This window comes from Pseudomonas sp. GM49 (assembly GCF_000282355.1).
In the GTDB taxonomy this organism is placed as follows: domain Bacteria; phylum Pseudomonadota; class Gammaproteobacteria; order Pseudomonadales; family Pseudomonadaceae; genus Aquipseudomonas.
The window spans coordinates 1-25,826 of the sequence record NZ_AKJL01000059.1 but is presented as its reverse complement, the minus strand read 5'-3'; the positions used below and the strand labels follow the sequence as shown (position 1 = coordinate 25,826).

28 protein-coding genes, 4 tRNA genes and 1 pseudogene are annotated in these 25,826 nt (G+C 58.7%); 15 read left to right on the top strand and 18 right to left on the bottom strand.

Features of this window, described 5'->3' with window-relative positions; genetic code table 11:
• From PMI29_RS23550 to PMI29_RS23560, 3 genes are all read right to left on the bottom strand, one after another.
• On the bottom strand, positions 1 to 467 hold a 467-nt coding region (locus PMI29_RS23550; RefSeq protein ID WP_007995142.1), incomplete at its 3' end, for a Rha family transcriptional regulator.
• 279 nt (positions 468 to 746) lie between these two features.
• The gene (locus PMI29_RS23555) at positions 747 to 1,169 is read right to left on the bottom strand and encodes a phage regulatory CII family protein (protein WP_007995141.1); all 423 of its coding nucleotides are present in this window, start codon (positions 1,167 to 1,169) and stop codon (positions 747 to 749) included.
• Positions 1,170 to 1,245: 76 nt separating this feature from the next.
• Positions 1,246 to 1,440: a Cro/CI family transcriptional regulator gene (locus tag PMI29_RS23560; RefSeq protein WP_007995139.1), complete on the bottom strand. Its 195-nt coding sequence runs from the start codon at positions 1,438 to 1,440 to the stop codon at positions 1,246 to 1,248.
• A 110-nt stretch (positions 1,441 to 1,550) separates the two neighbouring features.
• Here PMI29_RS23560 and PMI29_RS23565 point away from each other — a divergent pair, with 110 nt between their 5' ends.
• The 3 genes from PMI29_RS23565 to PMI29_RS23575 all read left to right on the top strand — a co-directional run bounded on the left by PMI29_RS23565 (position 1,551) and on the right by PMI29_RS23575 (position 4,017).
• Positions 1,551 to 2,423 (top strand): S24 family peptidase, encoded by an 873-nt coding sequence (locus PMI29_RS23565; protein ID WP_007995136.1) that lies wholly within the window; start codon positions 1,551 to 1,553, stop codon positions 2,421 to 2,423.
• A 72-nt stretch (positions 2,424 to 2,495) separates the two neighbouring features.
• Positions 2,496 to 3,356: a hypothetical protein gene (locus tag PMI29_RS23570; protein WP_007995133.1), complete on the top strand. Its 861-nt coding sequence runs from the start codon at positions 2,496 to 2,498 to the stop codon at positions 3,354 to 3,356.
• Positions 3,357 to 3,621: 265 nt separating this feature from the next.
• Positions 3,622 to 4,017 (top strand): hypothetical protein, encoded by a 396-nt coding sequence (locus PMI29_RS23575; protein ID WP_007995130.1) that lies wholly within the window; start codon positions 3,622 to 3,624, stop codon positions 4,015 to 4,017.
• A gap of 44 nt (positions 4,018 to 4,061) precedes the next feature.
• Here the strand turns inward: PMI29_RS23575 and PMI29_RS23580 are convergent, their stop codons facing one another.
• Positions 4,062 to 4,379, bottom strand: coding sequence for a DUF1654 domain-containing protein (locus PMI29_RS23580; protein ID WP_007995129.1), 318 nt, complete (start codon positions 4,377 to 4,379; stop codon positions 4,062 to 4,064).
• Positions 4,380 to 4,784: 405 nt separating this feature from the next.
• On the opposite strand from PMI29_RS23580, the gene PMI29_RS23585 reads away from it, so the two are divergent.
• From PMI29_RS23585 to PMI29_RS23630, 11 genes are all read left to right on the top strand, one after another.
• Positions 4,785 to 5,252, top strand: coding sequence for a hypothetical protein (locus PMI29_RS23585; protein ID WP_007995128.1), 468 nt, complete (start codon positions 4,785 to 4,787; stop codon positions 5,250 to 5,252).
• Between the two features lie 728 nt (positions 5,253 to 5,980).
• Complete coding sequence (locus PMI29_RS23590; protein WP_007995125.1) at positions 5,981 to 6,262, top strand: hypothetical protein; 282 nt, start codon at positions 5,981 to 5,983, stop codon at positions 6,260 to 6,262.
• A complete protein-coding gene (locus PMI29_RS23595; RefSeq protein ID WP_007995122.1) occupies positions 6,259 to 6,573 on the top strand; it encodes a hypothetical protein in 315 nt (104 codons plus the stop codon). The genes PMI29_RS23590 and PMI29_RS23595 overlap by 4 nt, the downstream gene beginning before the upstream one ends.
• Positions 6,574 to 6,654: 81 nt before the next feature.
• Positions 6,655 to 7,020 carry a hypothetical protein gene (locus tag PMI29_RS23600; protein WP_007995120.1) on the top strand — a complete coding sequence of 122 codons (366 nt, stop codon included), beginning with the start codon at positions 6,655 to 6,657 and terminating at the stop codon, positions 7,018 to 7,020.
• A 57-nt stretch (positions 7,021 to 7,077) separates the two neighbouring features.
• Positions 7,078 to 7,374, top strand: coding sequence for a hypothetical protein (locus tag PMI29_RS31915; RefSeq protein WP_157221350.1), 297 nt, complete (start codon positions 7,078 to 7,080; stop codon positions 7,372 to 7,374).
• Positions 7,375 to 7,502: 128 nt separating this feature from the next.
• Complete coding sequence (locus PMI29_RS23605) at positions 7,503 to 9,548, top strand: DNA cytosine methyltransferase (protein ID WP_007995116.1); 2,046 nt, start codon at positions 7,503 to 7,505, stop codon at positions 9,546 to 9,548.
• On the top strand, positions 9,545 to 10,132 hold the full coding sequence (locus PMI29_RS23610) for a hypothetical protein (RefSeq protein WP_007995114.1): 588 nt from the start codon (positions 9,545 to 9,547) through the stop codon (positions 10,130 to 10,132). Before PMI29_RS23605 ends, PMI29_RS23610 begins: the two co-directional genes overlap by 4 nt.
• A gap of 14 nt (positions 10,133 to 10,146) precedes the next feature.
• Positions 10,147 to 10,539 carry a hypothetical protein gene (locus PMI29_RS23615; RefSeq protein ID WP_007995113.1) on the top strand — a complete coding sequence of 131 codons (393 nt, stop codon included), beginning with the start codon at positions 10,147 to 10,149 and terminating at the stop codon, positions 10,537 to 10,539.
• Between the two features lie 51 nt (positions 10,540 to 10,590).
• On the top strand, positions 10,591 to 11,022 hold the full coding sequence (locus PMI29_RS23620; RefSeq protein ID WP_007995111.1) for a hypothetical protein: 432 nt from the start codon (positions 10,591 to 10,593) through the stop codon (positions 11,020 to 11,022).
• A gap of 46 nt (positions 11,023 to 11,068) precedes the next feature.
• Entirely contained in the window at positions 11,069 to 11,302 is a 234-nt protein-coding gene (locus PMI29_RS23625) for a hypothetical protein (RefSeq protein WP_007995110.1), read from the top strand.
• Positions 11,302 to 12,438 carry a tyrosine-type recombinase/integrase gene (locus PMI29_RS23630; protein ID WP_007995108.1) on the top strand — a complete coding sequence of 379 codons (1,137 nt, stop codon included), beginning with the start codon at positions 11,302 to 11,304 and terminating at the stop codon, positions 12,436 to 12,438. The genes PMI29_RS23625 and PMI29_RS23630 overlap by 1 nt, the downstream gene beginning before the upstream one ends.
• 109 nt (positions 12,439 to 12,547) lie before the next feature.
• Here PMI29_RS23630 and PMI29_RS23635 read toward each other — a convergent pair.
• Positions 12,548 to 12,624: transfer RNA gene (locus PMI29_RS23635), tRNA-Val, on the bottom strand.
• 184 nt (positions 12,625 to 12,808) lie between these two features.
• On the opposite strand from PMI29_RS23635, the gene PMI29_RS23640 reads away from it, so the two are divergent.
• Positions 12,809 to 14,092, top strand: a complete 1,284-nt coding sequence (locus tag PMI29_RS23640; RefSeq protein ID WP_007995106.1) for an NAD(P)/FAD-dependent oxidoreductase — start codon at positions 12,809 to 12,811, stop codon at positions 14,090 to 14,092.
• A 96-nt stretch (positions 14,093 to 14,188) separates the two neighbouring features.
• On the opposite strand, the gene PMI29_RS23645 is transcribed toward PMI29_RS23640, so the two are convergent.
• From PMI29_RS23645 to PMI29_RS31910, 13 genes and pseudogenes are all read right to left on the bottom strand, one after another.
• On the bottom strand, positions 14,189 to 15,160 hold the full coding sequence (locus tag PMI29_RS23645; RefSeq protein ID WP_007995105.1) for an XdhC family protein: 972 nt from the start codon (positions 15,158 to 15,160) through the stop codon (positions 14,189 to 14,191).
• Position 15,161: 1 nt separating this feature from the next.
• Positions 15,162 to 16,400 carry a c-type cytochrome gene (locus tag PMI29_RS23650; protein ID WP_007995104.1) on the bottom strand — a complete coding sequence of 413 codons (1,239 nt, stop codon included), beginning with the start codon at positions 16,398 to 16,400 and terminating at the stop codon, positions 15,162 to 15,164.
• Between the two features lie 2 nt (positions 16,401 to 16,402).
• Complete coding sequence (locus PMI29_RS23655) at positions 16,403 to 16,942, bottom strand: (2Fe-2S)-binding protein (protein ID WP_007982256.1); 540 nt, start codon at positions 16,940 to 16,942, stop codon at positions 16,403 to 16,405.
• Complete coding sequence (locus PMI29_RS23660; RefSeq protein WP_007995102.1) at positions 16,935 to 19,766, bottom strand: xanthine dehydrogenase family protein molybdopterin-binding subunit; 2,832 nt, start codon at positions 19,764 to 19,766, stop codon at positions 16,935 to 16,937. The genes PMI29_RS23655 and PMI29_RS23660 overlap by 8 nt, the downstream gene beginning before the upstream one ends.
• A 462-nt stretch (positions 19,767 to 20,228) precedes the next feature.
• Positions 20,229 to 20,305 (bottom strand) — tRNA-Asp (locus tag PMI29_RS23665).
• Positions 20,306 to 20,397: 92 nt separating this feature from the next.
• Positions 20,398 to 20,474 (bottom strand) — tRNA-Asp (locus tag PMI29_RS23670).
• A gap of 15 nt (positions 20,475 to 20,489) precedes the next feature.
• Positions 20,490 to 20,565 (bottom strand) — tRNA-Val (locus PMI29_RS23675).
• A 206-nt stretch (positions 20,566 to 20,771) separates the two neighbouring features.
• The gene (locus PMI29_RS23680; RefSeq protein ID WP_007995101.1) at positions 20,772 to 21,548 is read right to left on the bottom strand and encodes an SDR family oxidoreductase; all 777 of its coding nucleotides are present in this window, start codon (positions 21,546 to 21,548) and stop codon (positions 20,772 to 20,774) included.
• Positions 21,545 to 22,756: an O-succinylhomoserine sulfhydrylase gene (locus tag PMI29_RS23685; protein WP_007995100.1), complete on the bottom strand. Its 1,212-nt coding sequence runs from the start codon at positions 22,754 to 22,756 to the stop codon at positions 21,545 to 21,547. Before PMI29_RS23685 ends, PMI29_RS23680 begins: the two co-directional genes overlap by 4 nt.
• Before the next feature lie 81 nt (positions 22,757 to 22,837).
• The gene (purF, locus tag PMI29_RS23690; RefSeq protein WP_007975670.1) at positions 22,838 to 24,343 is read right to left on the bottom strand and encodes an amidophosphoribosyltransferase; all 1,506 of its coding nucleotides are present in this window, start codon (positions 24,341 to 24,343) and stop codon (positions 22,838 to 22,840) included.
• 41 nt (positions 24,344 to 24,384) lie between these two features.
• Positions 24,385 to 24,945, bottom strand: coding sequence for a CvpA family protein (locus tag PMI29_RS23695; RefSeq protein WP_007975669.1), 561 nt, complete (start codon positions 24,943 to 24,945; stop codon positions 24,385 to 24,387).
• Between the two features lie 98 nt (positions 24,946 to 25,043).
• Positions 25,044 to 25,697 (bottom strand): SPOR domain-containing protein, encoded by a 654-nt coding sequence (locus tag PMI29_RS23700; RefSeq protein WP_007995098.1) that lies wholly within the window; start codon positions 25,695 to 25,697, stop codon positions 25,044 to 25,046.
• Positions 25,681 to 25,826, bottom strand: a pseudogene (locus PMI29_RS31910) (bifunctional tetrahydrofolate synthase/dihydrofolate synthase); the annotation flags it as partial. The pseudogene PMI29_RS31910 and the gene PMI29_RS23700, both read right to left, overlap by 17 nt.

Here is a 25,826-nt window from a genome sequence, read left to right as displayed (position 1 = left end):
CCAGCCGCAGCCAGTCGCTTTATGGCGGCAACCTTCGGCGCCTGATCGAGAATGACCAAACGCAGTGACTGATTGTCCTTGGCCTGGTCGGCAGCCGCCTGCAACGCCTCAGCGTAAGTCTCGGGTATCTGAAACTGACTAGCTTGGGCTTCGAGTTCTTGCCAGCGATCGATGATCCGCGCACGCAATTCGACGCTGTAGCCCGAGACCACCACCAAGGTGTCACGTTGGGATAACAGGAACTCGCGGTAGACCTGACCGTTTTGTGGGTGCACATAGGGGGTGTCGTTTGAAGAAACGACACCCTTGGCAACCAGCGCACGAACAGTTTTCAGCACATTGTCATGCGTACTGCCGGTCAGCTCGGCTATCTCGCGTGACGACATGGTGTGACGCGACACGTTTTGCGATTGCTCCAAAAGTGTCGCGACATGGCGGGTATTGCCGGGGGTGATGATCGTGTTCATAATGGCCCCTCAGTGTTTTGTATGTTGTTGAAAGAGCCGGGTTGCAGCCCGGCTTTTTTGTGCCTGCGATTCAGGCGATTACTTTTCTGCAGACGCGACCAATCCCACCGACAGAGCTACCGCTCTCAGCGTTCAATGTCCCCAAACGTCCTGATGTCTTGCCGTCCATTTCCTTTCCCCTAGTGGTCTTCCTGGTGCGATCGGCTTAAGTGCCAACTACGCATTCATTGTTCACCGGCCCCCGCCGATAGTGTTTCGTTTCGGTCGCGTGCCTGCGTCTCAGGCAACTTTTACCGACGCTTCCATCACGTCCAATTCGCTCCGGACGTGCTCGATTTCTTTGCGGATGGCTTGCTTCTCGATCTGGTTGACGTGCCCGTCGTCGAGAGCCGAGTGCACCGCGATGGTCAGGTCAGCGATTTCTTTGCCCACGTGCATCATCGAAGCAGTGAGCGTCTTCGGGGCCGGGGCTTCCTTTTTCACCAGGTCGAAACCGAACTGATCAGCCAAGGCGGCGAGCGGACGCATATCGTCGGTATGCAGCAAGATCCCGAACAGGTGCTCAATCGTCAGGTGATGGGCATCGTTGTCGGGGTTGGCACGCTGCAACAGGCTCACGTGGGGAACACCCATCTGGCCGGCCAGAACCTTCGCTTCGTTGTCGAGGACCGCGCTTTGGCAAGCCCGCAGAAATTCGTCCATTCGTAAAACCTCAGTTTTGTTTCAGTGGCTGCGTGCCAACACGCATTGCAAAATGTTTTCAGTCGCGGCAAATGAACTACGCAGCCGTGTTTTGAGAAGGAAACGGACGGATTTCTTCCGCGGTAAATGTTCCATCCGCGTGCTCAGTTACCTTGATGTCCCGCTCCGCTTTCAAAGCTTTAGAGATTGCCGGAGAGCTGACACCAAGAGCCTTGGCGACGGCGATCTGCCCCATCCTCTCGACCAACAATGGCAATGGCGTCTTCTTCATTTCTGTGCTCGACCAAGCTTGATGTGTGGAATCAATATTAACCGCCGGTTAGCATTCAAGCAATACCGCCGGTTAGCGCAAATAACTTAACCAACGGTTAAATTTCACGGATGAGCAAAAAGAAAGAGCTATCCCCCGAACTGAAAGCTGAATGCGACGCCGCCAAGGCGATTTTCGTGTCGAAAAAGAACGTGCTCGGCCTCACACAAGCGAGTCTCGCTGAGGCTGCGGACATTTCGGCGGCTGCCGTCGCGATGTACCTGAATGGCACGAATCCGCTGAATGCAAAATTCGCAGCAGTACTCTCGCGCCTGCTTGGGGTGCCGGTTGAGAAATTCAGTAGACGGCTCGCCAAAGAGATCAGCGGTCTGACAACAGCCGGAGATCAGGCTACCGAGCATGGATCGAGCACTTCGGCCGCCGACCTGGTTAGGCAGATGTTAGCGAAGCAAGGGAGAAGCCTTTCTGACGACGCCAGGAGACGCCTACTCGCTGCGGCTGAATCAGACGATGGCGGTGGAGTGATCGAAGTTGACTATTACCGGCCAGGCGCCGTCGGCGACGAGGTGTGGATCGCGCATTACGACGTCCGCGCGGCAATGGGGGGCGGGCAGATTCCTCATGATTACCCCGAAATGCTTCAGGACGTGCGCGTCAGTCCCCAGCACCTTCGCGAGATGGGTGTCGAGTTCAAAGAACACTTTCACCTCAAGATGGTAACCGGTTGGGGCCAGTCAATGGCGCCGACGATCAAGCATCGCGACCCATTGCTAGTAGATATCAGCGTCCGGGAGTTCACCGGAGACGGCATATACATGTTCTCTTGGGAAGGCCATCTTTATATCAAGCGGCTGCAATGGATGGGGGATGAGCAGTTCTCCATGATTTCGGACAACACGAAACATCCACCACAAACCATCCGAGCGGAAGAAACTTATATCCAGGCTCGGGTGTTATTAGTATGGAACTCTCAGTTGCTATAAACAACAAAACCAATAACACAAAAAAATCAAATAAAAATACAAATGACCAGCACATAATACTCAGGGGACAACATGGACCACCAAACTCAAACGGAATTCAAGATTTCATATGATGCCCCAGGCGACCTCGAAAACCATAAGATCAATGCAAAAGATTTAGGCAATGCCATAGTCGGAATGCATGAATTAATTACCAAGGCTGCTTCTATTGTTAGTAACGGCGCTTCTGAAGCCGAACTGAAGGTGTTAGCCCCGGCCCAAGAGGGCTCGCTAGAAATCGTCTTTGCGATAGTCGCCGACCCACTTACTACTTTAACTGTGATGAAAGCCATTGGTATAAGTGTGGCCGGAGCTGTGGCGAGCGCGGCCACAGCGATTGGAATAATTGACCGCCTTAAAGATACAAAAATCGATAGAGTAATCATCGATGCGAAGACCAAAGAAGCAACCCTTGTAACAAAGGATGGGGAAATCAAGACCAATTCTAACGTTGCTCAGTTGGTGTCCAGCAGGGAGATTCGACAAGCGCTTCACAAGGTTATTCAAGCGCCCCTACAAGGGAGAGATCAAGCTACGATCTCTTTCATATCTGAAGATGTCGAAGTTGTTCTTGCTGAGCCTGAGATCAAGAACTTCACTCCAATTCGCTCCGACGTGACAGAAAAAGAAACCAAGGAAAAATTTCAAAAGGTAGTTCAATTCACAAAACTTAATTTTAAAAGCCGCCGTGGCTGGACGATCCAGAGTAAAGATGGACTCGAAGTATCCGTAACGATACGCGACGATGCGTTTTTGTCAAAAGTCGCATCAAACGAAGAAGCTTTTCAGAAAGAAAAATTTTATACTGTCGAGCTTCAAAAGACCGACACAATAAATATTAGCGGCACAAAAACTAGCTATGATATAGTAAGAATCATAAGCGAACATAACTAACAGCAGAGAATGACATGTGGTCAACTTTATTGATAGCCCAAGCAATAGGATGGCTTGTTCTTATCTTAAGCTCTCCGTTGATATTTATCTTCACCAAAAAGACCGTACGACACTTATCTTACGTTATATTACCAAGAGATACGATTCTGCAATATCAATCGGACGGAAACATTACAGAAGCTTATTACATAAAGCACAAGCTTTTCAAAAGCGCGTCCTTCAGAAAACTGACTCCCGAAGAAATAATGCAACTGGAGTCAGCTAAATGAATAATAACATGTTCATGGCCCTATCTACCTCCGTTGTCAATGGCGCCGCCTTGGCAGCCACATCTGTTATCGGCATTCCAGCTGTTACCCAAGGGATCATGGCGTCCAGCGGAATTATTTCCCCTTTTCTCTCCCTGTGGTTACTAAAGGTTTATATAAGAATTGATGACCCTGCCGAACTGACGAGAATCATATCCAGTCTAAAAGCATCAATTGGTGTTTGTAAAAAACATCTCAAAGATAAATCCTCCAGTGAAGAATTCAAGCAGAAAACAAGAGCCCAACTGGAAGACTTTCAAATTAAACTTCAAAATGCCCGCACTGATTTTGAAAAAGGACGTACTCATACCACCACACCGTTTTCGACCAGCGAAACGCAGAGCAGCCAGTAACCAAGCCTGGCAAGCTGGGTGGCTGACGCCACCCTTCTCATTTTTTAAAAAGGGGCTGGCTCCTCCGACTCAAACACAACTTCGATCTCAGGCACCAGGTCGTCCTCCGGCGGCGCTTCCCACCTCAACGTCACCGATTCGTCTTCATTATTGAAGATCATTTCAATCCCGTCTGTCTCGGACAGAATATCCATCACCTCTACCCACTCCCTCTCCCCGTCCGTGTCCAAACGGTGGATCTTCACCCAGCGCTGAAGCTGTGCGATCGGGTGATTAATCATATTCGACACCCGAAGGTTAAGCCGCTCGAAACCTGTCAGCTCTACTCGTTGGTGCTCTTTTTGTTGCTGCATCACGCCCATGCATCACTCCTTAAATGCTGTACATTCATACAGTAATAGGGAAAGCATACCGTACCGCTCCGAAAAATAAATTAACCGCCGGTATTGACGACAAAGAAACCGCCGGTTAACTTACATCTCAAGCCATGTCGACACGGGCCTAGCAGCGAAAGCCGCGCCGCTCTTTAACAGTCAGTGCAACAAACAACAGACCGCATTGCCTCTACCGGCGACCGGCGAGCAGACAGGCCCGAAAGCCTGCCCACGACAGGAACAACCTGGACGGTTGCTCGATGGTGAAACGCCTTAACCGTGTGAGTGACCCGGCAAGCAATGCGCCCCGCCCCTCCGGCGGCAATAGGACGGACAGCATCACTGAAGCACCTTCTCGCGAGGGTGCTTTGGGATGACCAAGAGGAAAGGCACATGAATAAAGATTCAGTGGTAGCAATTGACCCGGCGTCCAAGCGATGCGTCCTCATCGGCGCAGGCGACACCGAATACCTGAAAGAGCTTTTCGATATGGGGCTGATTCTGGTTCCGGTCGAGCGGGCCAGCGCAGTAAAGGCGCTGCATGAGCAGCACCAGGACGTATTCAAACTGAACAGCGAAAGAAGCACTCACTCCTACCCGGCGATAAGCCCGCCCGACTTCAAGACTCGCATCGAAGCCGCGTTTGTTTCGGTAGCGTTTCAAGGACAGATCGGCCTGAGCACAAGACTTGCGTTGATGCACCCGAGCACTGATTTGGATAGTGACAGCTGTGCCAAATACGCAACGATCGTGCTCAGCCGTCTTGCATCTGCCTGCCTAGAGTCGCTGCCTGCTGAGCGGTCTGCCCTGATTCAGCGAGAACTAGCTGAGTACCTGATTTCAGATTTCGAATGTCCATGACGAAGTGCCACATGCCGTTATCAAGCTCAATGACATCTCCAGGCTCCACGAGATTCACGGAATCGTAACTCTTTGGCCGCATGTCTCCTTCATTGCCTTCGAACTTCAGTTTGTAGGTGTGCATCGTGCGGCGCCCTCCTTTGCAGGCTGTGCTGTGTGAGAGCGCTCAGCCTAGCGCAAAGCCCGTCACCTGGGCAGTGGTGAGCTGGCCGCTGGCCACCCTATTCGCAAAGCATCACTTCTGCCCATTCACTGAGTGGGCAGCGGGATGCGGATGATTCTGCACCGTGCAATGCGGCCCCCCCGCAGGCAACACCAGAGAACGGCGAGCGCCCGCCAAGATGCCAACGGCGCGTTCTTGAGGATGACCAGCATGAAGTAGCCCACCGATTCCCCGGCGTGGCGCAGTAAGCCTGAAGGCTGCGCCCTTCACCCTGGCAGGCAGCGGACATCTGGGCCGACGGTGTCACCGCGCATCAACCGGGCAACCGGTAGGCCTACCCCCTCGCGACAACACACTGATGATGATTCAAATCCAGGCCGTCGCCAGTAGCGGGCCTGGGAGGATGTCACGTAGGGAGGTCTTCGTGACGCAAACAAAAGCCCGGTTCCGATCGGGCTTTTTTACGCCTGCCTTTATCCGCCAGCACTCTCCCCTGCGCCCAACGGCAACCAGCAGGAGGCCCGAGTGCTGACGAATAAATGCAACCCACACCGAGGAACCAGCCATGCAAACAATCCTGCAGCAGCGCTTCGCCGGTCTTCAGGCCCTGCGCCTCCGCTCAGTAATCGCAACTTCCGAGTTCTACTCCATGATCGGCAAGGAGCAGCCTGCACAAGAGATTCGCTACCAGGTCGTCACCAAGGGCAAGGCGTATCACATCATCGAATTGGCCACCCGTAAGGTGAAGGGCTTTCGCTGGACTTGGAAAGAAGCCGTGAACTTCGCCCAGCATCTGGAAGCGCGCGCCGACGGCAACAAGCTCTCGATGTCAGGTGATCGGAAATGATCGGCGTACCAATGCCCAACCCGCGTGACTCGATCATCGCGAACCTGAACCAGCAGCTGGATCACTACTTCGGCACCGGTCACTCAGTGCAGGAAATCGCCCCGGGCGTCAGCGGTCAACGGGAGTTGATGTTCGGCAGCTCCCACAGCAACAAGCTGAAGATCGAGCGCGACAAGCTCGCGCCGCGGCTGAAGGAACTGGCCGACGCCGGCAGGACCGTGATCGAAGCAGCAAAAGAGATGGGCATGGAAGCCAAGCGCGCCAGGCTCATCGCCCGCGAGAACAAAATCAAGTTCCCGGGGCCGCCGTGAGACGTATCAGCAACCAGGTGCGCCAGCGCCGACGACAGGCATGGCTGGATCTACCGGCCCACGGAATTGAAGAGGCAGGCTATGGCCGAGGAACAGCAGGAGCCGACGGCGGAAGCCATCAAGCAGCGCAAGAAGCGAGAAAAGGAAGCAGCCAAGAACGCAGCGCTGGGTATCGAGAAGTTCACGGTTGAGGTGGCTGGGGTGTTTAAGCCTGACCTGAAGAAGGTCATGAAAGCGCACGGCATCAACAATCAGCAGGACATTCACCAGCGCCTGCTGATCAACCTCATCGCCGCCGACTTCGAGACTCAAGCAAAGATGCTTCGCTGTGTCATGACACCTTTTGTTGTTAGCGAAAAGGTGTCACGCATCATTCGAGCGGCCGGCTTGAAGTCGCTCGCCGACGATCCACCAGAGCCTGACGACGAAATCGATATTCCGAAGTAAACCCTACCCACGCTGCGAATCCGGTCACGGAGGGCGGCGCCTGACTGGAGATAACCCATGCAAGCAGTCATCTATGCGGGCCTGCGTAACGGCGCCCGTGATCAGCAGATTCACGATGCACTCATTTACAAGCACGTTGTCGAGGTTGCAGAGGAATTCAAACTCTCGCCGAACACCGTCAGAGCAGCCGCCAAACGAATTGAAAAAGCTGTTGTATTTGACTTGAAGCTGCTAGGGGGGGGCAGCCAATGCCGATCGGGCAGGTCGCAGCAGACTGCTTCCGAAAAGCAGCCCTGGGCGCGTACCGCAGCTATCACGGTACCTTCCGCAACCTTGAACTGCCCTGCTGGGTGATCACCGACGGTACCCAAAAGATCGAGGTGACGGAGCTCCGCAAGATCGATACCGGCGAAGTCTCGCTGTAGTCAACTTCGAACATACCCATAACTCCACCGAATCACGCCAGCCGGCGAGGATCCTCTATGTCCGCACAACAGAAGAAACACCCCTTCGATTTCAAAACTCAATACGGACTTGGCTTCAGCACTCAGGACGATGAGATCCTTGTGGACTTCTTCTGTGGCGGCGGCGGTGCTGGTACCGGGCTGGAAATGGGCCTGGGCCGCGCAGTGAATGTTGCGAAGAACCACAGCCCTCAGGCGATCAGCATGCACACCGTCAATCACCCGGGCGCCGTGCACTACACCACCGACGTGTTCGATGGTGATCCGGATACCGAGTGCGCCGGCAAGGCCGTTGGCTGGTTTCACATGTCGCCGGACTGCACGCACCACAGCCAGGCAGCCGGCGGACAGCCACGCAAACGCGAGATTCGCAACCTGTCGTGGATCGGCCTGAAGTGGGCCGGCAAGAAGAAGCCCCGCGTCATCAGCCTGGAAAACGTGAAACAGATCCTTCAGTGGGGGCCGCTGATCGCCAAGCGCTGCAAGACCACCGGCCGCGTCGTGAAGCTTGGCGGCGGTATTGCTGGACCAGGTGAAGTGGTACCGGTCCACCAGCAGTTCCTGGTACCAGACCCGAAACGCCGTGGGCAGACCTGGGCCGTGTTCGTTGCCGAGCTGCAACACCTGGGCTACGTCGTTGAGTGGCGGGTGCTGAAGGCCTGCGACTTCGGCGCACCGACCAGCCGCGAACGCCTGTTCATGATCGCCCGCTGCGACGGCCAGCCGATTGTCTGGCCGGCGCCAACGCATGCCAAGCATCCGGTCAAAGGCCAGCAAAAGTGGCGCACCGCCGCCGAGTGCATCGACTGGACGATCCCGAGCAAAAGCATCTTCGACCGGCCGAAGCCGCTGGCACCGGCCACCCTGCGCCGGATCGCAAAGGGCATGAAGAAGTTCGTCATCGATGCAGCTGACCCGTTCATCGTACCGATCGCGAACTGGTCCGGGGAAAGCGTGCAGTCGGCGCACGACCCGCTGCGCACCGTCACCTCTTGGCCCCGCGGCGGTTCGTTCGCCATGGCCAGTCCGATCATCGCGCCAGCCACACACCAGGGCAGTGACCGGATCAACGATCCACACGCCCCGCTGCCGACGGTGACATGCGCCAATCGCGGCGAGCTGACGCTGATCAGCCCGGTGATGGTTGGTGTCGGTGGACGAGCAGGACAAACAGAACCTCGGCCAGGCAGCGAGCCTTTCTACACGATCACGGCGAAGGCAGACACTGCGATCGCCGCGGCACACCTGGTCAAATTCCGATTTGCTGACGAAGGCAAGGCGCTCGACGAGCCGCTGCCAACCATCACCAGCGGCGGCAACTACCAGCGCCCGGCCGGGGCCGCCCACGCGATGGGTATCTCTACGGTGTTCATGGCCCAGATGAATGGCGGCTTCAACACCACCGACGCCAAGAGCATTAGTGACCCGATGACAACGGTGACCAATACCGGCAGCCAGCAGCAGCTGGTGACCGCCAACTTGGTGCACATGCGCGGAAACTGTGATGCCCGCGACACCGCCGATCCGCTGCACACCATCAGCGCCGGCGGCACTCACCACGGACTGGTCACCGCATTCATGGAGCGCCAGTTCGGCGCCAGCGTCGGCCAGGCCATGGACGAACCAGCACCCACCATCACCGCCGGCGGTGGCGGCAAGAGCTCGCTGGTCGAGTTCCAGCTTTCGCCGGAAGTTGAAGCCGGTGCACTGCGGGTTGCGGCTTTCCTGATCAGCTACTACGGCACCGAGAACGTGAGCGGCGCCGGCGAGCCAGCACCAACGATCACCACCAAGGATCGGCTGGGCCTGGTCACCGTCACCATCAAGGGAACGCCGTACGTGATCGTCGACATCTGCCTACGGATGCTGCAACCGGCCGAGCTGTACAAGGCGCAAGGCTTCCCCGCCGACTACATCATCAGCCACGGCGCCGACGGCAAACCGTTCACCAAGACTCAGCAGGTCCACATGTGCGGCAACAGTGTCAGCCCTCCACCGATGGCGGCACTTGCCCGGGCGAACGACCCTTGGAAAAACTCAGTGCAACAACAGGAGGCTGCATGATCAATCTCTTCTGGCGCTTGGTCGCCAAACTACTGGCCCGCCCGGCCGTGTCCTCCTGGCTCATCGCTCGAGCCCAGCGCACCCCGTACCTGCACATCATGTCAGCCGACGGCGCCGAGATGTACATGGGGCGCTGGTGGCTGTTCAACCCCTACTCCCGAACGACGCACATGCCCGCGCTCTGGTGGTGCCCATGGTCGTTCCGCATCCACCACATCATGCGCCCAGATGAGGATCGGGATCTGCATGACCACCCATGGAATGCGCGGACCATCATCCTGCGCGGCTGGTACAACGAGCAGCGCCCCGCGAGCGATGAATGGAAGAAGGCCGTCAGGTCTTCCATGGTTCCAAACCCCAACCCCAAGATCGTTGAGTGGCTCATGAAAGACGCCTGCGAGTGGATCAGACGCGACCAGGGCGACACCGCAACCCTGAGCCACGGCGAGTACCACCGCATCGACCAGGTCTCCCCCGGCGGCGTCACCACCCTGTTCATCACCAGCAAGTGGCGCGGTGACTGGGGCTTTCTGGTCAACGGCGTCAAGGTCCCTTGGCGCACCTACACGGGCACGGACAATTGAAGAGGTCTTTCAAAGTGAGCGAGCCAAAAGTGATTTACCTCGGTCCGGCCTGCGAGGCTGACACCGGTGACGGCAGGACCTGGGCGGAGGACAACCCTTGGCCGGACTGTGAGTGCGGCCACGGCCCAGTGCAGTACGTGCTCGGCGAAACCTTCAATCGCATAAAGGCTGAGCGTGACGCCCTGCAGCTGCGCCTGAACGCAGCGGATCAACGCATTGATGAACTGATTAACCCGGCGCGGTCGGAAGCTGATGATGCCCTGGTGCTAATCGTCGACCACCAGCAGTTCATTGCGGGCGAGTACGAAGACCTCGTCGATAAGGCGTCCGACTTCCAAGATCGAGCTTATGCGCTGGGCATCGCCCGTGGAATTTTGCGCAGCGCTGCACTGAACACCCCGCAGTAACCCCTCCCCCAACTCAACAGCCTGCCGGTGTACGGCGGGCGAGGTATTCGCATGTCTGACAAAAATATCAAAGCCATCATGGACCAGGCGCAAATGTTCGCCAGCAGTTGGTCAATGGTTGGCGGGCCGTTCGCTGCAGACGATCAGCTCGAGCGCGCAGAAGAAGAAAAAGCGGAGCTGCAAAAGCTGGTCGCCGGCGCGCTCGAGGGATCGGTCAACGCTCCGCAGGACGTCGGCGAGATGATCGAATCGCTGCTTGCGTGGCACAAACGACAGGCCAACCAGTTGGAAATGATCAGCGAAAACGCTCTGGAGGGCGTGACTCTGCAGCTCGGCGTCGACAACCCTGTCGAGATTGTTCTCACGAAAGACTTGGCGAAGGGGTTGCGCATCGGCCTCGTACTTGCCCTCGAGCGCCTCGGCAAGCTACCGATCAGCATCAGCCATGACGGTGATGACGACCTTGATCCGGACGACGAATAAACCCCATCACCACCTTCTGCCGCCACGCGCGGCATGGAGCATCACAATGGCAAAAATTCTGGCCCAGATCACGGTCAAGTTGCCGCGCCTTATAGAGGCAGGCGAGTACAGAAAGCTCCGCTATGTCGGCGGCAAGCCGAGCTTGCAGCAGTTAAAAAAATGGATTGAGGAAGGCGAAGTGGTAGGAGAGGTAAAAGGCGGGATGTATTTCGTCGATGTGCAAGCAGCCGTGATGGGGTCAGATGATCCCCTGCTGGCCAAGATGTTGGAGATAGGCTGATGGCTGCCCGGCCGCGCACGCTCAAAAACAGAAAGCTACCGCCAAATCTTTACCCGAACGGTAAATATTTTCGGTACCGGAACCCCATCACCGGTTTGATGACCAGCATCAACCGCCCACTTGAGGAGGCAATCAAGCTCGCGCACGCAGCAAACCTCAAGGTCGCGGCTCTGGTCGTCGATGACGGCGCGCTGCTCACTCTGTTGACTGGCGACCGGTTGCCGACGGTGAGCAACCTGCTGCAGCGGTTCAATGACGAATGGCTGGTGGACAAGGGCTATGCGGCGCGCACCCTGGAAGAGATCAAGTTCAAGCTCGAGCGGTACCGGCAGGATCTCGGCGATCGCCTGATCGGGCAGATGGATGTGCTGGCCATGGCCGAATACTTGGACCGGTTCAGCAACAACGCTTACACGAAGCACCGCGGGTTGTGGGTGCAGATCTTCGCCTTCGCCGTGGCCAAGGGACTGGCCGAGCGCAACTGCGCAGAACTGACGCTGGTCAAGAAGGAAGCAGAGAAGAAGCGCCAGCGGCACACGCTCGAAGGATTGAAGTCGATCATCGATGCGGCGACCACGCCGCCTTGGCTCAAGCGAGCGATTCGCCTGGCACTGGTCAGCCTCCAGCGCCGCGAGGACATCGTTACCTGGCTGAAGTCGGCAGTCGACATGGAGAAGAACACGCTCACCGTGTCGCCGGGCAAGACCCAGGGCTACGACAATCCGGTTCACCTGAAGATCACCATGGGTGCCGCGCTGCGTGAAGTCGTCGGCGAGTGCCTGCGCTCGCCCCTCGTATCACCCTACCTGATCCACTACAAGCCGAAGGCGCGGCGCCGGGAACAGATCGACGCTAAGGATCACTGGACGTCGGTAACACCGGACTACCTGACCAAGGAGTTCAGCAAGGCCCGGGATGCTGCGCATGCCTATGACAACGTGCCTGCCGGTGAACGCCCCACTTTTCACGAGATCCGCGCTTTAGGGGCATGGCTATACGAGCAGCAAAATTTCCCACAGGAATACATCCAGGCGCTGATGGGCCATGCTGACGAGAAAATGACGAAGCACTATCAGGAAGGGCACGGCGAAAAGACGATCGAGTACCTGGAGGTGGGCGCCGAATTGGCGTTCTGAGGTGGGAGTTTTGCAAAAGTTTTGCAAAAGTTTTGCAAATCGCAGAAAGCAAAAAGGGGTCACCGTTTCCGGTGACCCCTCTAGACCGCCCAGCAGAGCGGATTTTGTTTGGTAGGCGCGATTGGACTCGAACCAACGACCCCCACCATGTCAAGGTGGTGCTCTAACCAACTGAGCTACGTGCCTGCTGTGAGGCGGCATTCTACGGAATTCCGGAGGGGTGTCAACACCTTTTTTCGAGCTAACCCTATGAATATGCAAAATATTTAATTTTGGCGGTACAAAGAAGATTTTCCGGGTGGCTGGCGGCCGATTTTCAACTCGGGTAGGATCAACGCACTCGTAAAATATATTAAACAGAGGCTGCAGGATGGCTAACACCCCCTACCCAGAATCCTATTACGCCGCATCGGCCAATGCGGTTCCGCCGCGCCCGGCGTTGCAGGATGACGTCGAGACCGATGTCTGTGTGATTGGCGCCGGTTATACGGGGCTGTCCTCTGCCCTGTTCCTGCTGGAGAACGGCTTCAAGGTCACGGTGCTCGAAGCCGCTAAGGTGGGTTTCGGGGCGTCCGGACGTAATGGCGGCCAGATCGTTAACAGCTATAGCCGCGATATCGATGTCATCGAGCGCACGGTCGGCCCCAAACAGGCTCAACTGCTGGGGCAGATGGCGTTCGAGGGTGGGCGAATCATTCGGGAGCGGGTCGCCAGGTACAACATTCAGTGTGATCTGAAGGACGGTGGCGTGTTCGCCGCGATGACAGCCAAGCAAATGGGTCATCTCGAGTCCCAGAAGCGCCTGTGGGAGCGATTCGGGCACACCCAGCTCGAGTTGATGGATCAACGTCGCATCCGCGAAGTAGTTGCCTGCGATCAGTACGTCGGCGGCATGCTCGACATGAGTGGCGGTCACATCCATCCGCTCAACCTGGCACTGGGTGAAGCGGCGGCGGTCGAGTCCCTGGGCGGGACAATTTATGAGCAGTCGCCGGCCGTACGCATCGTACGCGGCGCCAACCCGGTTGTGCACACGCCACAGGGCAAGGTCAGGGCCAGGTTCATCATCGTCGCCGGCAACGCGTACCTCGGCAATCTGGTGCCGGAACTGGCCGCCAAGTCGATGCCTTGCGGCACTCAAGTGATTACCACCGAGCCACTGGGCGAAGAACTGGCGAAGACCCTGCTGCCTCAGGACTACTGTGTCGAAGACTGTAATTACTTGCTCGACTACTACCGCCTCAGCGGCGACAAGCGTCTGATTTTCGGTGGTGGCGTGGTGTACGGCGCGCGGGATCCGGCGAACATCGAAGCGATCATTCGACCGAAGATGCTCAAGGCCTTCCCGCAACTCAAGGACGTGAAGATCGATTACGCGTGGACGGGCAACTTCCTGCTGACCCTGTCGCGTCTGCCTCAGGTCGGTCGCTTGGGCGACAACATTTACTATTCCCAGGGCTGCAGCGGCCATGGTGTGACCTACACACACCTGGCGGGCAAGGTGCTGGCCGAAGCGTTGCGCGGCCAGGCCGAGCGTTTTGACGCGTTTGCCGACTTACCCCACTACCCGTTCCCCGGCGGACAAATGCTGCGCACACCGTTTGCGGCATTGGGTGCGTGGTATTACGGATTGCGGGACAGGTTCGGGTACTAAGCGGTACGCAATACGTTGTGGGAGCGAGCTTGCTCCCACAATGTTTTTTGGATACCCGCAGATGTTGCGTACACCCGCTCCCACAGGGGTTTTGGGTTAGAGACGATCTCGTGGGATACCGCTGCGAATCCGCAAGATGTCAGCCAGCACCGCCAACGCAATTTCCGCTGGCGTCTTGCTGCCGAGGTTCAGCCCGATTGGCGCATGGATCCGCCCCAACTCGACTTCCCCCAGACCACCGATACGCCGCAAGCGCTCGAAGCGCTTATGCGAGGTCTGCATGGAGCCCATCACACCGATATAGAACGCCTCAGTGCGCACCGCCTCCATCATCGCCAGGTCATCTATACGTGGATCGTGGGTCAACGCCACTACCGCCGTATCGCTGTGACAACCACCATCGGCGATGAACACAGACGGCAGTTGGCGGCGAATCTCCACGCTTTCCAGCACGACGCCCTCCAGCACTTCGTCCCGCGGGTCGCACAGAATCACCTCGAAACCCAGGCCCACGGCAAACTCTGCACAGGCCTGAGCGACACTGGAATACCCCGCCAGCAGCAAGCGCTGGGCTGCGCCGACGCGCACACGCACCCGGTCGATTTCACGCTCGATTCGCACACCCTGCTCACGATCATCGAACAGACTGCGCGCACCGCTGAGCAGATCAACTTCGCGGATCAGTCGACGCCGGCCTAACAGCGCCGACTCCAGCTCCCGCAGATGCGCTTGCACCTCGCAATCAGCGTCAAGCTTCTCGACCAGCACATCCAGCACCCCGCCACACGGCAGGCTGACGCGGGAGCGTGGATCGTCGCCCTCACCGTAACGAACAACGCTGACCGGCTCCAGAAACGCGCCCTCGGCGACTCGCTCGAGAAAGTCTTCCTCGACACAGCCACCAGACAGCGAGCCAATCCATTGCCCATCAGTGTTCACCGCCAACAGCGACCCCGGTGCGCGCGGTGCCGAGCCGTAAGTGGCCAGCACCGTACACAGCCAGATGCGCTGACCGGCCGTCGACCACTCCAGCGCGCTGCGTATCACTTGCAGATCGAGATGCTGCATATCAGTGGGCCTTGTGCTCGAGCGGCGGCGCATCGGCCCGCAACTTCTGCACGTCATTCACCGCCAGATCATTCGGCTGACCGCCCCAGCCCTGACGCAGGTAGTTCAGCAGATCCGTGAGTTGCCCGTCGCTCAATTTCCTGGCGAACCCTGGCATCGGTTGCATGTGCTCGAACCCGGAGAACTTCTGCTCACCGATACCGTCGTCGATCACCCGCACCAGGTTGCGCGGATCTTCCAGGCGCAACGTGGTGTTGCCACGCATGGCCACGGCGATGTGCAGCTTGCCTTCGCCATCTGGAGCGTGGCAACCGGCGCAGACATTCAAATATTCCTGACGGCCACGCTGGGCACTTGGGCTCAGTTTGTCCAAAGGCATTTCGGTGAGCACTTTCGCCGCTGGCGGCTGATCGCCGAGCAGGAAGGTCGCCATCGCCGCCAGATCCGGATCGCTGAGGCCCTGAGTGCTGTTGTGGAAGACCGGGAACATCTCGTTGAACATCGTGCCCTGGGCGCTCATGCCGTGCTTGAGGAACGAGCTCAGGTCCTGATGGTTCCAGCCACGAGCCGCCAGGTCAGTAGCCAACAGGCTCGGCGCCAGATAACCGTTGAGCAGCCCGCCGGTCATGCGTTTGTCCTGCTGCATCGCACCCGGCAAGCCGCGCGGCGTATGGCATTCGCCACAGTGACCCAGCACATCGACCATGTATTGGCCGCGCTTCCAGGCCTCGCTTTTACCTTCAGCCGGCTCCAGCTTCACATCCTTGCCGTACATCATGTTCCAGCCCATCAGGCCCAGGCGCACGTTGAACGGGAAGCTCAGGCTGGTAACCGGTGCTGCGCGCTCGATCGGCTCGACGGTTTTCAGGTAGGCATGAATCGCGTCGGAATCTGCGCGCGGCATCAGGTGATACGAGGTGTAGGGCATCGCCGGGTACAGGTTCGCGCCATCGCGACGCTTGCCTTCGGTCAGCGCGGTAAAGAACTCGTCATCGTTGTACAGGCCGATGCCGTGCTCTTTACTCGGGGTGATGTTGGTGCCGTAGATCGTGCCGAACGGCGACACGATCGGCAGACCGCCGGCATAGGGCGCACCACCCGGTGCGGTGTGGCACGCCATGCAGTCGGCGGCGCGGGCGAGGTATTGGCCTTGCTTGACCTGTGCATCATCGGCGTGGGCCAGCAACACAGGCGCAGCCAGACCAACCGCCAACGCCAGGCGGCTAAGTAGAAGCTTCATACTTAACCCTCCTTGACCAGGCCGAGATCGGTCAGCACGTTGCGCGTGGCGCTGTAGTAGCGCACGTACCCGGTGCAACGGCAGATGTGATGACCGAGGCTGTCCTCGATGACTTTTTCCAGCTGGCTTTTGACGATCGGCTGACGCTGCAGTTTTTCCACCAGCACGGTCGCGGCATTGACGAAGCCCGGTGCGCAGTAGCTGCACTGGAAGGCGAATTCATCGACGAAGCGCTGCTGGATCGGATTCAGCTCGGTGACCTTGCCCTGCTCGTCGCGGGTCGCATGGCCTTCGATGGTCCGAACCTTCTTGCCTTCGAAATAGTGCGCGCCAGTGATGCAGGTGCGCACTTCTTCGCTGGTGCCGTCGGGGTTGTCGACGATCACCACGCAGGCGTGGCAAATACCCTGGCCGCAGCCCAGGCGCGAACCGGTGAGGTTCTTGTATTCGTGCAGGTAGTCGATCATCGGCAGGTCATCAGGGATGTCCACCGGGCCGACGGATTGACCGTTGAGGGTCAGTTGAAGCGGACGGTTAGCCATTGAGGGCCTCCTTGATGCGTGCAGAAGTGATAGGCAGGTCGCGGACACGTTTACCGATGGCATGGGCCACGGCATTGCCGATGGCACCGACCACCGGGATCATCACCACCTCGGCGATACCCTTGGACGGGTCGCTTGGCGAGAGTGGCGGCAGGATGTCCGCTGTCTGTTTCCACACCGCAACGTGCCGCGCCATTGGCAGGCGGTAACGGTTGAAGTTCCAGTCACCCTCCCCCGGCCCGCCTTCGTACAGCGGCATTTCTTCCATCAGCGCATGGCCAATGCCCATGGCGATACCGCCTTCGAGCTGGCCCCTGACCAGCTCTTCCACCAACACCCGACCACACTCGACCCACGAGTGATGGTTGAGCACCGAGACTTCCGCCGAACCTTTGTTGACCTTCACTTCCACCAGCGTCGCCACCGGGCTGTAGTAAGTCACCGCCGCGTTGTTCAACTGGGTTGCCGGGTAGGCGATGTTCTGCCGATCCAGCAAATGGAAACCGGCGCTGTTCATCTGCGCCTTCTTCGCCTTCGGTGCACCGTCGCCGTACTTCACAGCCAGGCCATCAAGCGGCAAGCGCTCACGCACGCCGTCGATGCTGAACTCGGCCTCGGCCCAGCTCCAGCGGTTGAAACCGTGCACGGTGGCACCGCTCACCAGGCCACGCTCGTGAACGCGCTTGGCCAGCATGGCGAATGGCAGTGGCTCCATACCGTTGGCCGTGAGTTTGCCGTCGACCCAATGGGCGTCTTCGCGGCGTACCACATAAGGGTTGGCCTGGCCGCCGTAAGGGCCTTGGCGCCAGATCTCCAGCGCCGCCGGCCACAGGCCGTGGTTGAACAGCACGCGCGCCGCTTCACGGGTGGCGTGGCTGAAGTAATACGCCGAGTTGGTTGCCGACGAAGCCGAAGCGACTTTGCCGACCCAGCGCGGATTGCGCAGGAAATTGTCCTGCTCGGCCTGACTCATGATGTACGGGTTGCCACCACTGATCAGTTGCAACTCTTTCCATTCGGTTTCGCCGGTCTTCACTTCATGGGCCGGAATACCGAGGAAATCGGCCACGACCATGGCCTGCGAAGTGGACATGCCGGTACCGATTTCGATACCGATGTGGCGCAGGCTGATGCGACCTTCGGCAGTGAATTCAATGCTGGCCATCGGCGCTTCGGAACCGGTGCCGAAGTCTTTTTGGCAGATGGCGAAACCAACGCCGTACCAGTTATCCGGATCGGCGGCTTCGCGTTGTTTCTTGATCGCGTCGCGGTTTTTCCAGACCTCGTGGACAGCCGCCTTGTCGAGAATCTCGTGCAGGCGCAAGGCACCGGCCGGGATCGCGCCCTGGGTGTTTTTCATGCCCGAGCGCAACGCGTTCTTGCGGCGCAGTTCAATGGCATCGACACCCAGGCGATCGGCGATTTCGTCGACCATCATTTCGGTCGACGCCATGCTCTGCAGGGTGCCGTAGCCACGCATCGACCCGGCTTCTACCGCACGGGAATGGTAAGCCGTGACCTGCAGGTCGTTCTGCGGCATGTAATAGATCGATTGCGCGGCCGTGGCGCCCACCGCCGCCACCGACGGGCTGTAGTTGATGCGCCCGCCACCGTCGACGCTCATTTCAGCGCGGAAGATCTTGAAGCTGTGATCGTTCTTGTCCACCGCCAACTGGTAGCGAATGTCGAACGGGTGACGCTTGATGCCACTCTGGAACTGCTCGTAGCGGTCGTTGGCCAGGCGCACCGGCACTCCGGCGCCGTACAACGCCGCCAACGCTGCGTAGTAGACGAAAATGTTGTGGTCTTTGGAGCCGTAACCGACGGTATAACCCGGGTGCATGTTCAGGTTGGCCAGGCCGAAACGCGACGGCGCGATCATCTTCGCGGTTTCGGTCGCCGCTTCCAGCGGACACTGGGTGGCGACGACGAAATGCAGGGTCTTGGTGGCCGGGTCGTACCAGCCGTTGCCGTTGTCCGGCTCCAGGGCGGCCGGCTCGATCGACGGGGTCTTGTAGCGCTCGTCGAACACCAGCCAGTTGTCCGGCGGCGTATCGATCTGCTGCTTCATGCGCTCGGCATAGAACAACCCGCGCTCGGTCAGGTTGCCGTGCAGGTTCGGCTGGGAGTTCCACACCGGACGACGGTTTTTCAGCATCGGGAACAGGATCGAATCCTTGAGGCTGGCGAATTCGTCTTCGTCGGCCGAGGTCGCACCACCGACGCGCACGTAGCGGAAGCTGCCGTAAGGATCGCCTTCATAGAACGGCACCTGGGCACCGTAACGAATCGCCTTGTCATTGAATTTGAGTTTGTTCTTGGCCTGACGGAAGCGCTCGAAGTCGTTCCAGATCAAGATCGCCACCGGGTGCCCGATGAACATCGGCACCTTGCCGGCCGGCAACAACGGATCGGGAGCGTGCTCCTCAGGGAATACGATACCGTCCTTAACCAGGTCTTCGGCGTTAACGATGCGGTCCGGCTGCAACCCGGCGCCCAGCCACGACAGGTCGATGCCTGCAAAGATGTGGTCGGCCTTGATGGTTTTCAGCAGCATGGCGTGGCCTTGTTGCTGCGGCCAGCCCGGCATGTCCTTGGCACGGATGTCGCGGGCAAAGACCTTGCTGCCGCAGACCTTGGACAAGGCATCGTTACGGGCGCGCGCCTTGCCGTTGTTGCCTAGCCACTGCTCGGACGGCACGGTCACGCTGTTTTCCATCAAGGCGGCCAGCGCCTGGCTGCTCAACGGCGTGAGCGTCACGCTCACACCCGCTACCAGCCCGCCCTGAAGGAACGAGCGCCGGGATATATCACGGTTGGACATGGATCATCCTCTGGGCGGTTATGGGGTCCGCCCTTCTGGTTATGTACTGGAAAATCTCGAGTCTTGCAGAAGCCCCTTTTGACGATACAAAGGGCCGTTGTTGACAGTGCAAAGCTGACCGAAAGGTTAAGTTTATAGGCTTATGGCCTGACGGAAAACTAAAAACTGACCAGCAAATCAAAAAAACGCGACTATTCGACGCAGCACATTAAGAGTAGCCGTGAATTTCGGTAGCGTGAGGCTGGAGGGGTGCCGCTGGACGACGGCGTCGTCAGCGTCCGATAGGCCATTCCGGCAACGAGGCATGCAGAAAGGTCCATCAGGAACAAGGCGAGAGGAGAAAACCTGAATTCCAGAAACAAAAAACCCCGGTCTCTCGACCAGGGTTTTTGCTATCGACTCGAAGTAAACCAGCGGCTTTCTTCGTAGCTCCAAGGCGTTCAGTGGGCCTCGGGGCAGATATGGCGCAGCGGACGGGACTCGAACCCGCGACCCCCGGCGTGACAGGCCGGTATTCTAACCGACTGAACTACCGCTGCGTATCGCTTTGAGCAGATGCTCAAGTAACTCGTCTGATTGAAAACTCAGTAGCTTTTCAATCTCGAACCAGATGAATCTGACTCGGAAAATATGGCGCAGCGGACGGGACTCGAACCCGCGACCCCCGGCGTGACAGGCCGGTATTCTAACCGACTGAACTACCGCTGCGCGTAGCGTTGAAAGTGGTGGGTGATGACGGGATCGAACCGCCGACATTCTGCTTGTAAGGCAGACGCTCTCCCAGCTGAGCTAATCACCCGTTTGCATCTCCGAGGCCGCGAAATTTACGCAGGTAGAGAACCTAAGTCAATAGCAGGATTGAAGTTTTTCTGAAAAAGACAAAATTGTGTATAGGCAGCAAGACCGCTTTCGCGAGCAAGCCCGCTCCCACAGGGGAATGCATTCCAAATGTGGGAGCGGGCTTGCTCGCGAAAGCGGCAGTACATCCGACATCAATCCCGGAGCTTACTCGCTGTAAATCATCTTCTTGGTCATGCCGCCATCAACCACGAATTCCTGCCCGGTGACAAAACCGGCATTCCTCGACAGCAGCCAGGCCACCATCGCCGCGACATCCTCGACCGTCCCCACCCTGCCCGCCGGATGCTGGACATGATCGGCCTCGGTCAAGGGTTCGGCACGTCGCACCGAGGGGTCGCGCGCATCGATCCAGCCAGGGCTGACGGCATTGACCCGGATCTCCGGGCCAAGACTGATGGCCAGCGCATGAGTCAGGGCCAACAAACCGCCCTTGCTCGCCGCATAAGCCTCCGAATCAGGCTCCGACTGCGCGGCGCGGGTCGAGGCCAGATTGACGATCGCGCCGCTGTGAGCGCGCAGATATGGCGCACAGTGCTTGGCCAGCAACATCGGCCCACTGAGGTTCACCGCCAACACCCGATTCCAGTGAGCCAGGTCGAGGCTTTCCAGGGTGATGTTGTGCGGATCGGCAACCGCCGCATTGCATACCAGCGCATCCAGGCGCCCGAACTGGCCGAGCACCTCGGCCACGCCCAGCGCAACCTGCCCCTCGTTGGCGACATCCATGGCGATGAACCAGGCGTTGTCGCCCAGCACTTTCGCCACTTTCGAACCGCGCTCCCGATCCAGATCCGTCAGCACGACTTGCCAGCCTTCGCTGATCAGCCAGGCCGAGATCCCCAGACCAATGCCTCGCGCAGCACCGGTTACCAGCGCTACGCGGCCATTTGAGCCGGTGGTCGGCGCAGACAACTCGATCACAACGCAGCCAGGCCGCGCGCCAGATCGGCTTGCAGGTCCGCCACGTCTTCCAGACCGACCGCTACGCGGATCAGACTGTCACGAATGCCCGCCGCTTCACGCTCTTGCGGCGCTAAGCGACCATGGGACGTGGTGCTCGGATGCGTAATGGTGGTCTTGCTGTCGCCCAGGTTGGCGGTAATCGAAATCAGACGCGTGGCATCGATAAAGCGCCAGGCACCCTCTTTACCGCCCTTCACCTCAAAACTGACGACAGCACCGAAACCCTTCTGCTGGCGCAGCGCCAGTTCGTGCTGCGGATGGCTCTTGAGGCCGGCGTAATGGACTTTCTCGATACCTTCCTGCTGCTCCAGCCACTCGGCCAGTTGCTGGGCGTTGGCGCAATGCGCCTTCATGCGCAGGTTCAGGGTTTCCAGGCCCTTGAGGAAGATCCAGGCGTTGAACGGGCTCAAAGTCGGCCCGGCGGTACGCAGGAAACCCACCACTTCCTTCATCTGCTCGCTGCGGCCAGCGACCACGCCACCCATGCAACGGCCCTGGCCGTCGATGAACTTGGTGGCCGAGTGCACGACGATGTCCGCGCCCATTTTCAGCGGCTGCTGCAAGGCCGGGGTGCAGAAGCAGTTGTCGACCACCAGCATCGCGCCTTTGGCGTGCGCGATTTTCGCCAGTTCAGCGATGTCCACCAACTCGGCCAGCGGGTTGGACGGCGACTCGACGAACAGCAGTTTGGTGTTGGGCTTGATCGCCGCGTCCCAGCCGGACAGATCCGCCAGGGCAACGTAATCGACTTCGATGCCGAAACGCTTGAAGTACTTTTCGAACAGGCTGATGGTTGAGCCGAATACGCTGCGCGACACCAGCACATGATCACCGGCGCTGCACAGGCTCATCACCACCGCCATGATGGCCGCCATGCCAGTCGCCGTGGCCACGGCCTGCTCGGCGCTTTCCAGCGCGGCGATGCGCTCTTCGAAGGCGCGTACGGTCGGGTTGGTGTAGCGCGAGTAAACGTTGCCCGGTACTTCGCCAGCGAAGCGCGCAGCGGCGTCGGCGGCGGTACGGAATACATAGCTGGAGGTGAAGAACATCGGATCACCGTGCTCGCCTTCCGGCGTGCGGTGCTGACCGGCGCGTACGGCCAGGGTATCGAACGCTACACCTTCAAGGTCGCTGTCCAGCCGACCGGCATCCCATTCCTGACTCATGCTGTCACTCCTTGCCATGCTCTTGATAGATAAAAGTCTTTTTGCCAGATACAAAACCGGCCCCTCAGGGCCGGTAGAAACTCAGTTGTTGTACAGATCGATGATCGCACTGACTGCCTGCGTCTTGACCTTGGAGGCATCGTTGCGTGCCTGTTCGATCTTGTTCAGGTAAGCCTCGTCGACGTCGCCGGTGACGTACTGGCCATCGAACACCGCGCAATCGAACTTGTCGATCTTGATCTTGCCGCCACCGACCGCTTCGATCAAGTCAGGCAAATCCTGATAGATCAACCAGTCGGCGCCGATCAGGTCAGCCACGTCCTGGGTCGAACGGTTGTGCGCGATCAGCTCGTGAGCGCTTGGCATGTCGATGCCGTAGACGTTCGGGTAGCGAACCGCTGGCGCCGCGGAGCAGAAGTAGACGTTCTTGGCGCCGGCTTCGCGGGCCATCTGGATGATCTGCTTGCACGTGGTGCCGCGAACGATGGAGTCGTCCACCAGCATCACGTTCTTGCCGCGAAATTCCAGCTCGATGGCGTTGAGTTTCTGGCGTACGGATTTTTTCCGCGCGGCCTGGCCTGGCATGATGAAGGTCCGGCCGATGTAGCGGTTCTTCACGAAGCCTTCGCGGAACTTCACGCCCAGGTGGTTCGCCAGCTCCAGCGCCGCGGTGCGGCTGGTGTCCGGGATCGGGATGACCACGTCGATGTCGTGATCCGGACGCTCGCGCAGGATCTTCTCGGCCAGTTTTTCACCCATGCGCAGACGGGCCTTGTAGACCGACACACCGTCGATGATCGAATCCGGACGCGCCAGGTAGACGTGCTCGAAGATGCACGGGGTCAGGGACGGGTTGGTCGCGCACTGACGGGTGTACAGCTTGCCCTCTTCAGTGATGTAGACCGCTTCGCCGGGTGCCAGGTCGCGAATCAGGGTGAAGCCGAGCACGTCAAGGGAAACGCTTTCCGAGGCGATCATGTACTCGACGCCTTCGTCGGTATGACGCTGGCCGAAAACGATCGGGCGAATGCCATGCGGGTCGCGGAAGCCGACGATGCCGTAGCCAGTGATCATCGCCACGACGGCATAACCACCGACGCAACGGTTGTGCACGTCAGTGACGGCGGCAAACACATCTTCTTCGGTCGGCTGCAACTTGCCGCGCTGGGCCAGCTCGTGCGCGAACACGTTGAGCAGCACTTCCGAGTCGGAACTGGTGTTGACGTGGCGCAGGTCAGATTCGTAAATCTCCTTGGCCAGTTGTTCAACGTTGGTCAGGTTACCGTTGTGCGCCAGGGTGATGCCGTAAGGCGAGTTGACGTAAAACGGTTGAGCTTCGGCCGATGTCGAGCTGCCCGCGGTTGGATAACGCACATGGCCAATGCCCATGTGACCGACCAGACGCTGCATGTGACGCTGCTGGAACACGTCACGCACCAGACCGTTGTCCTTGCGCAGGAATAACCGGCCATCATGGCTGGTCACGATACCGGCAGCGTCCTGGCCGCGGTGCTGGAGGACGGTTAGCGCGTCATACAGCGCCTGATTGACGTTCGACTTACCGACGATACCGACGATGCCACACATGCGACGCAACCCCTACTTAATGGATCTGAACTGAGCACTACTCACTGAGGCGTTTTGGCCATCGGCAAGAGTTGCTCCTTGAACGGAATATCAGCGGGTACGCTGATTCCGCTGGCAAGCCACTGACTGCTCCACCCAAGTATCAGGTTTTTGGACCAGTCTGCGACCAATAGAAATTTTGGCACGAGCTGTGACTCTTTCCACCACCCGTCCTGCTGTACCGGCCCCAGGCTCAACAGCCCGACGGCGATGACCACCAGCAACCCGCCACGCGCGGCGCCGAAGGCCATGCCGAGGAATCGGTCGGTCCCGGAGAGCCCAGTGACGCGAACCAGTTCGCCGATAAGATAATTGATCATTGCGCCCACGATTAAAGTGGCGACAAACATGATGGCACAGCCCGTGATTATACGAGCCGACGGCGTTTGAATGTACCCGCCGAGGTACTCGGACAGTGAGCCACCGAACATCCAGGCTACGACTCCTGCGATGATCCAGGTCAGCAGCGACAGTGCTTCTTTGACGAAGCCGCGGCTCAGACTGATCAATGCGGAGATGGCGACGATTGCTACGATCGCCCAGTCAACCCAGGTAAATGGCACAGTGCAGCCTACAGACGGATAAGGCGGCGCATTTTAGCAGAGCCCATGCTTATCGGTAAGCTGCGATTGTCAGTGCATTTCATATCGGGGCGATAGTTTTAGCCACGTTCCGGCTGAAAGCGCACGACAAACCCCTTCAGGTTCTGCTGGCGGTTCAGCAAGTCACGCAGCCGGTCGGCCTCAGCGCGCTCGATCAGCGGCCCGACAAACACCCGGTTTTTGCCGTCGGCGGTACGGATATAGGCGTTGTAACCCTGGCTGCGCAAGGTTTTCTGAAGTTTTTCTGCGCTTTCACGATTCGACAGGCTGGCCAGTTGCACCGACCAGCTGACAGACAAACCATTGGCATCGACACGGCTTTGCGTGGTGTCCGGCTTGCCCGGTGCGGCCGTGATGGGCTGGGCAGGCGCGGTCGCGGGTTTAGCCGCCAGAGCCGGGGCCGGCACTGGTGCAGCCGGTTTGGCAGCAGGCGCTGGAGCCACCGGCGCAGTTGGCACCGCCGCCTCCTGCTGGGCGATTTCGTCATCGCTCGGCACGGGTTCCTGAGGCAAGGCTTGCGGCTCAGGCACCACTACGGGTTCGACCTGTACCTGGGGCATCGTCGGCGCCTGCGGAGCTGCAGGCGCTTCGACCGTCACCTGGCGCTGTTCGTCCTGACGGGAAAACAGCATCGGCAGAAAGATCACCGCCAGTGCGACCAACACCAGGGCGCCAACCATGCGCTGTTTGTATGCCTTATCCAGCAATGCCATTCGCCGCGTCCTCCGTGGAGCGCCGGGCCAGCCATTCAAGGGCCTCGGCGACACAATAAAATGATCCGAACAACAGGATTTCGTCGTCGCTCGTGGCTTGCGCGCACTGCCCTTCCAGGGCGGCCGCCA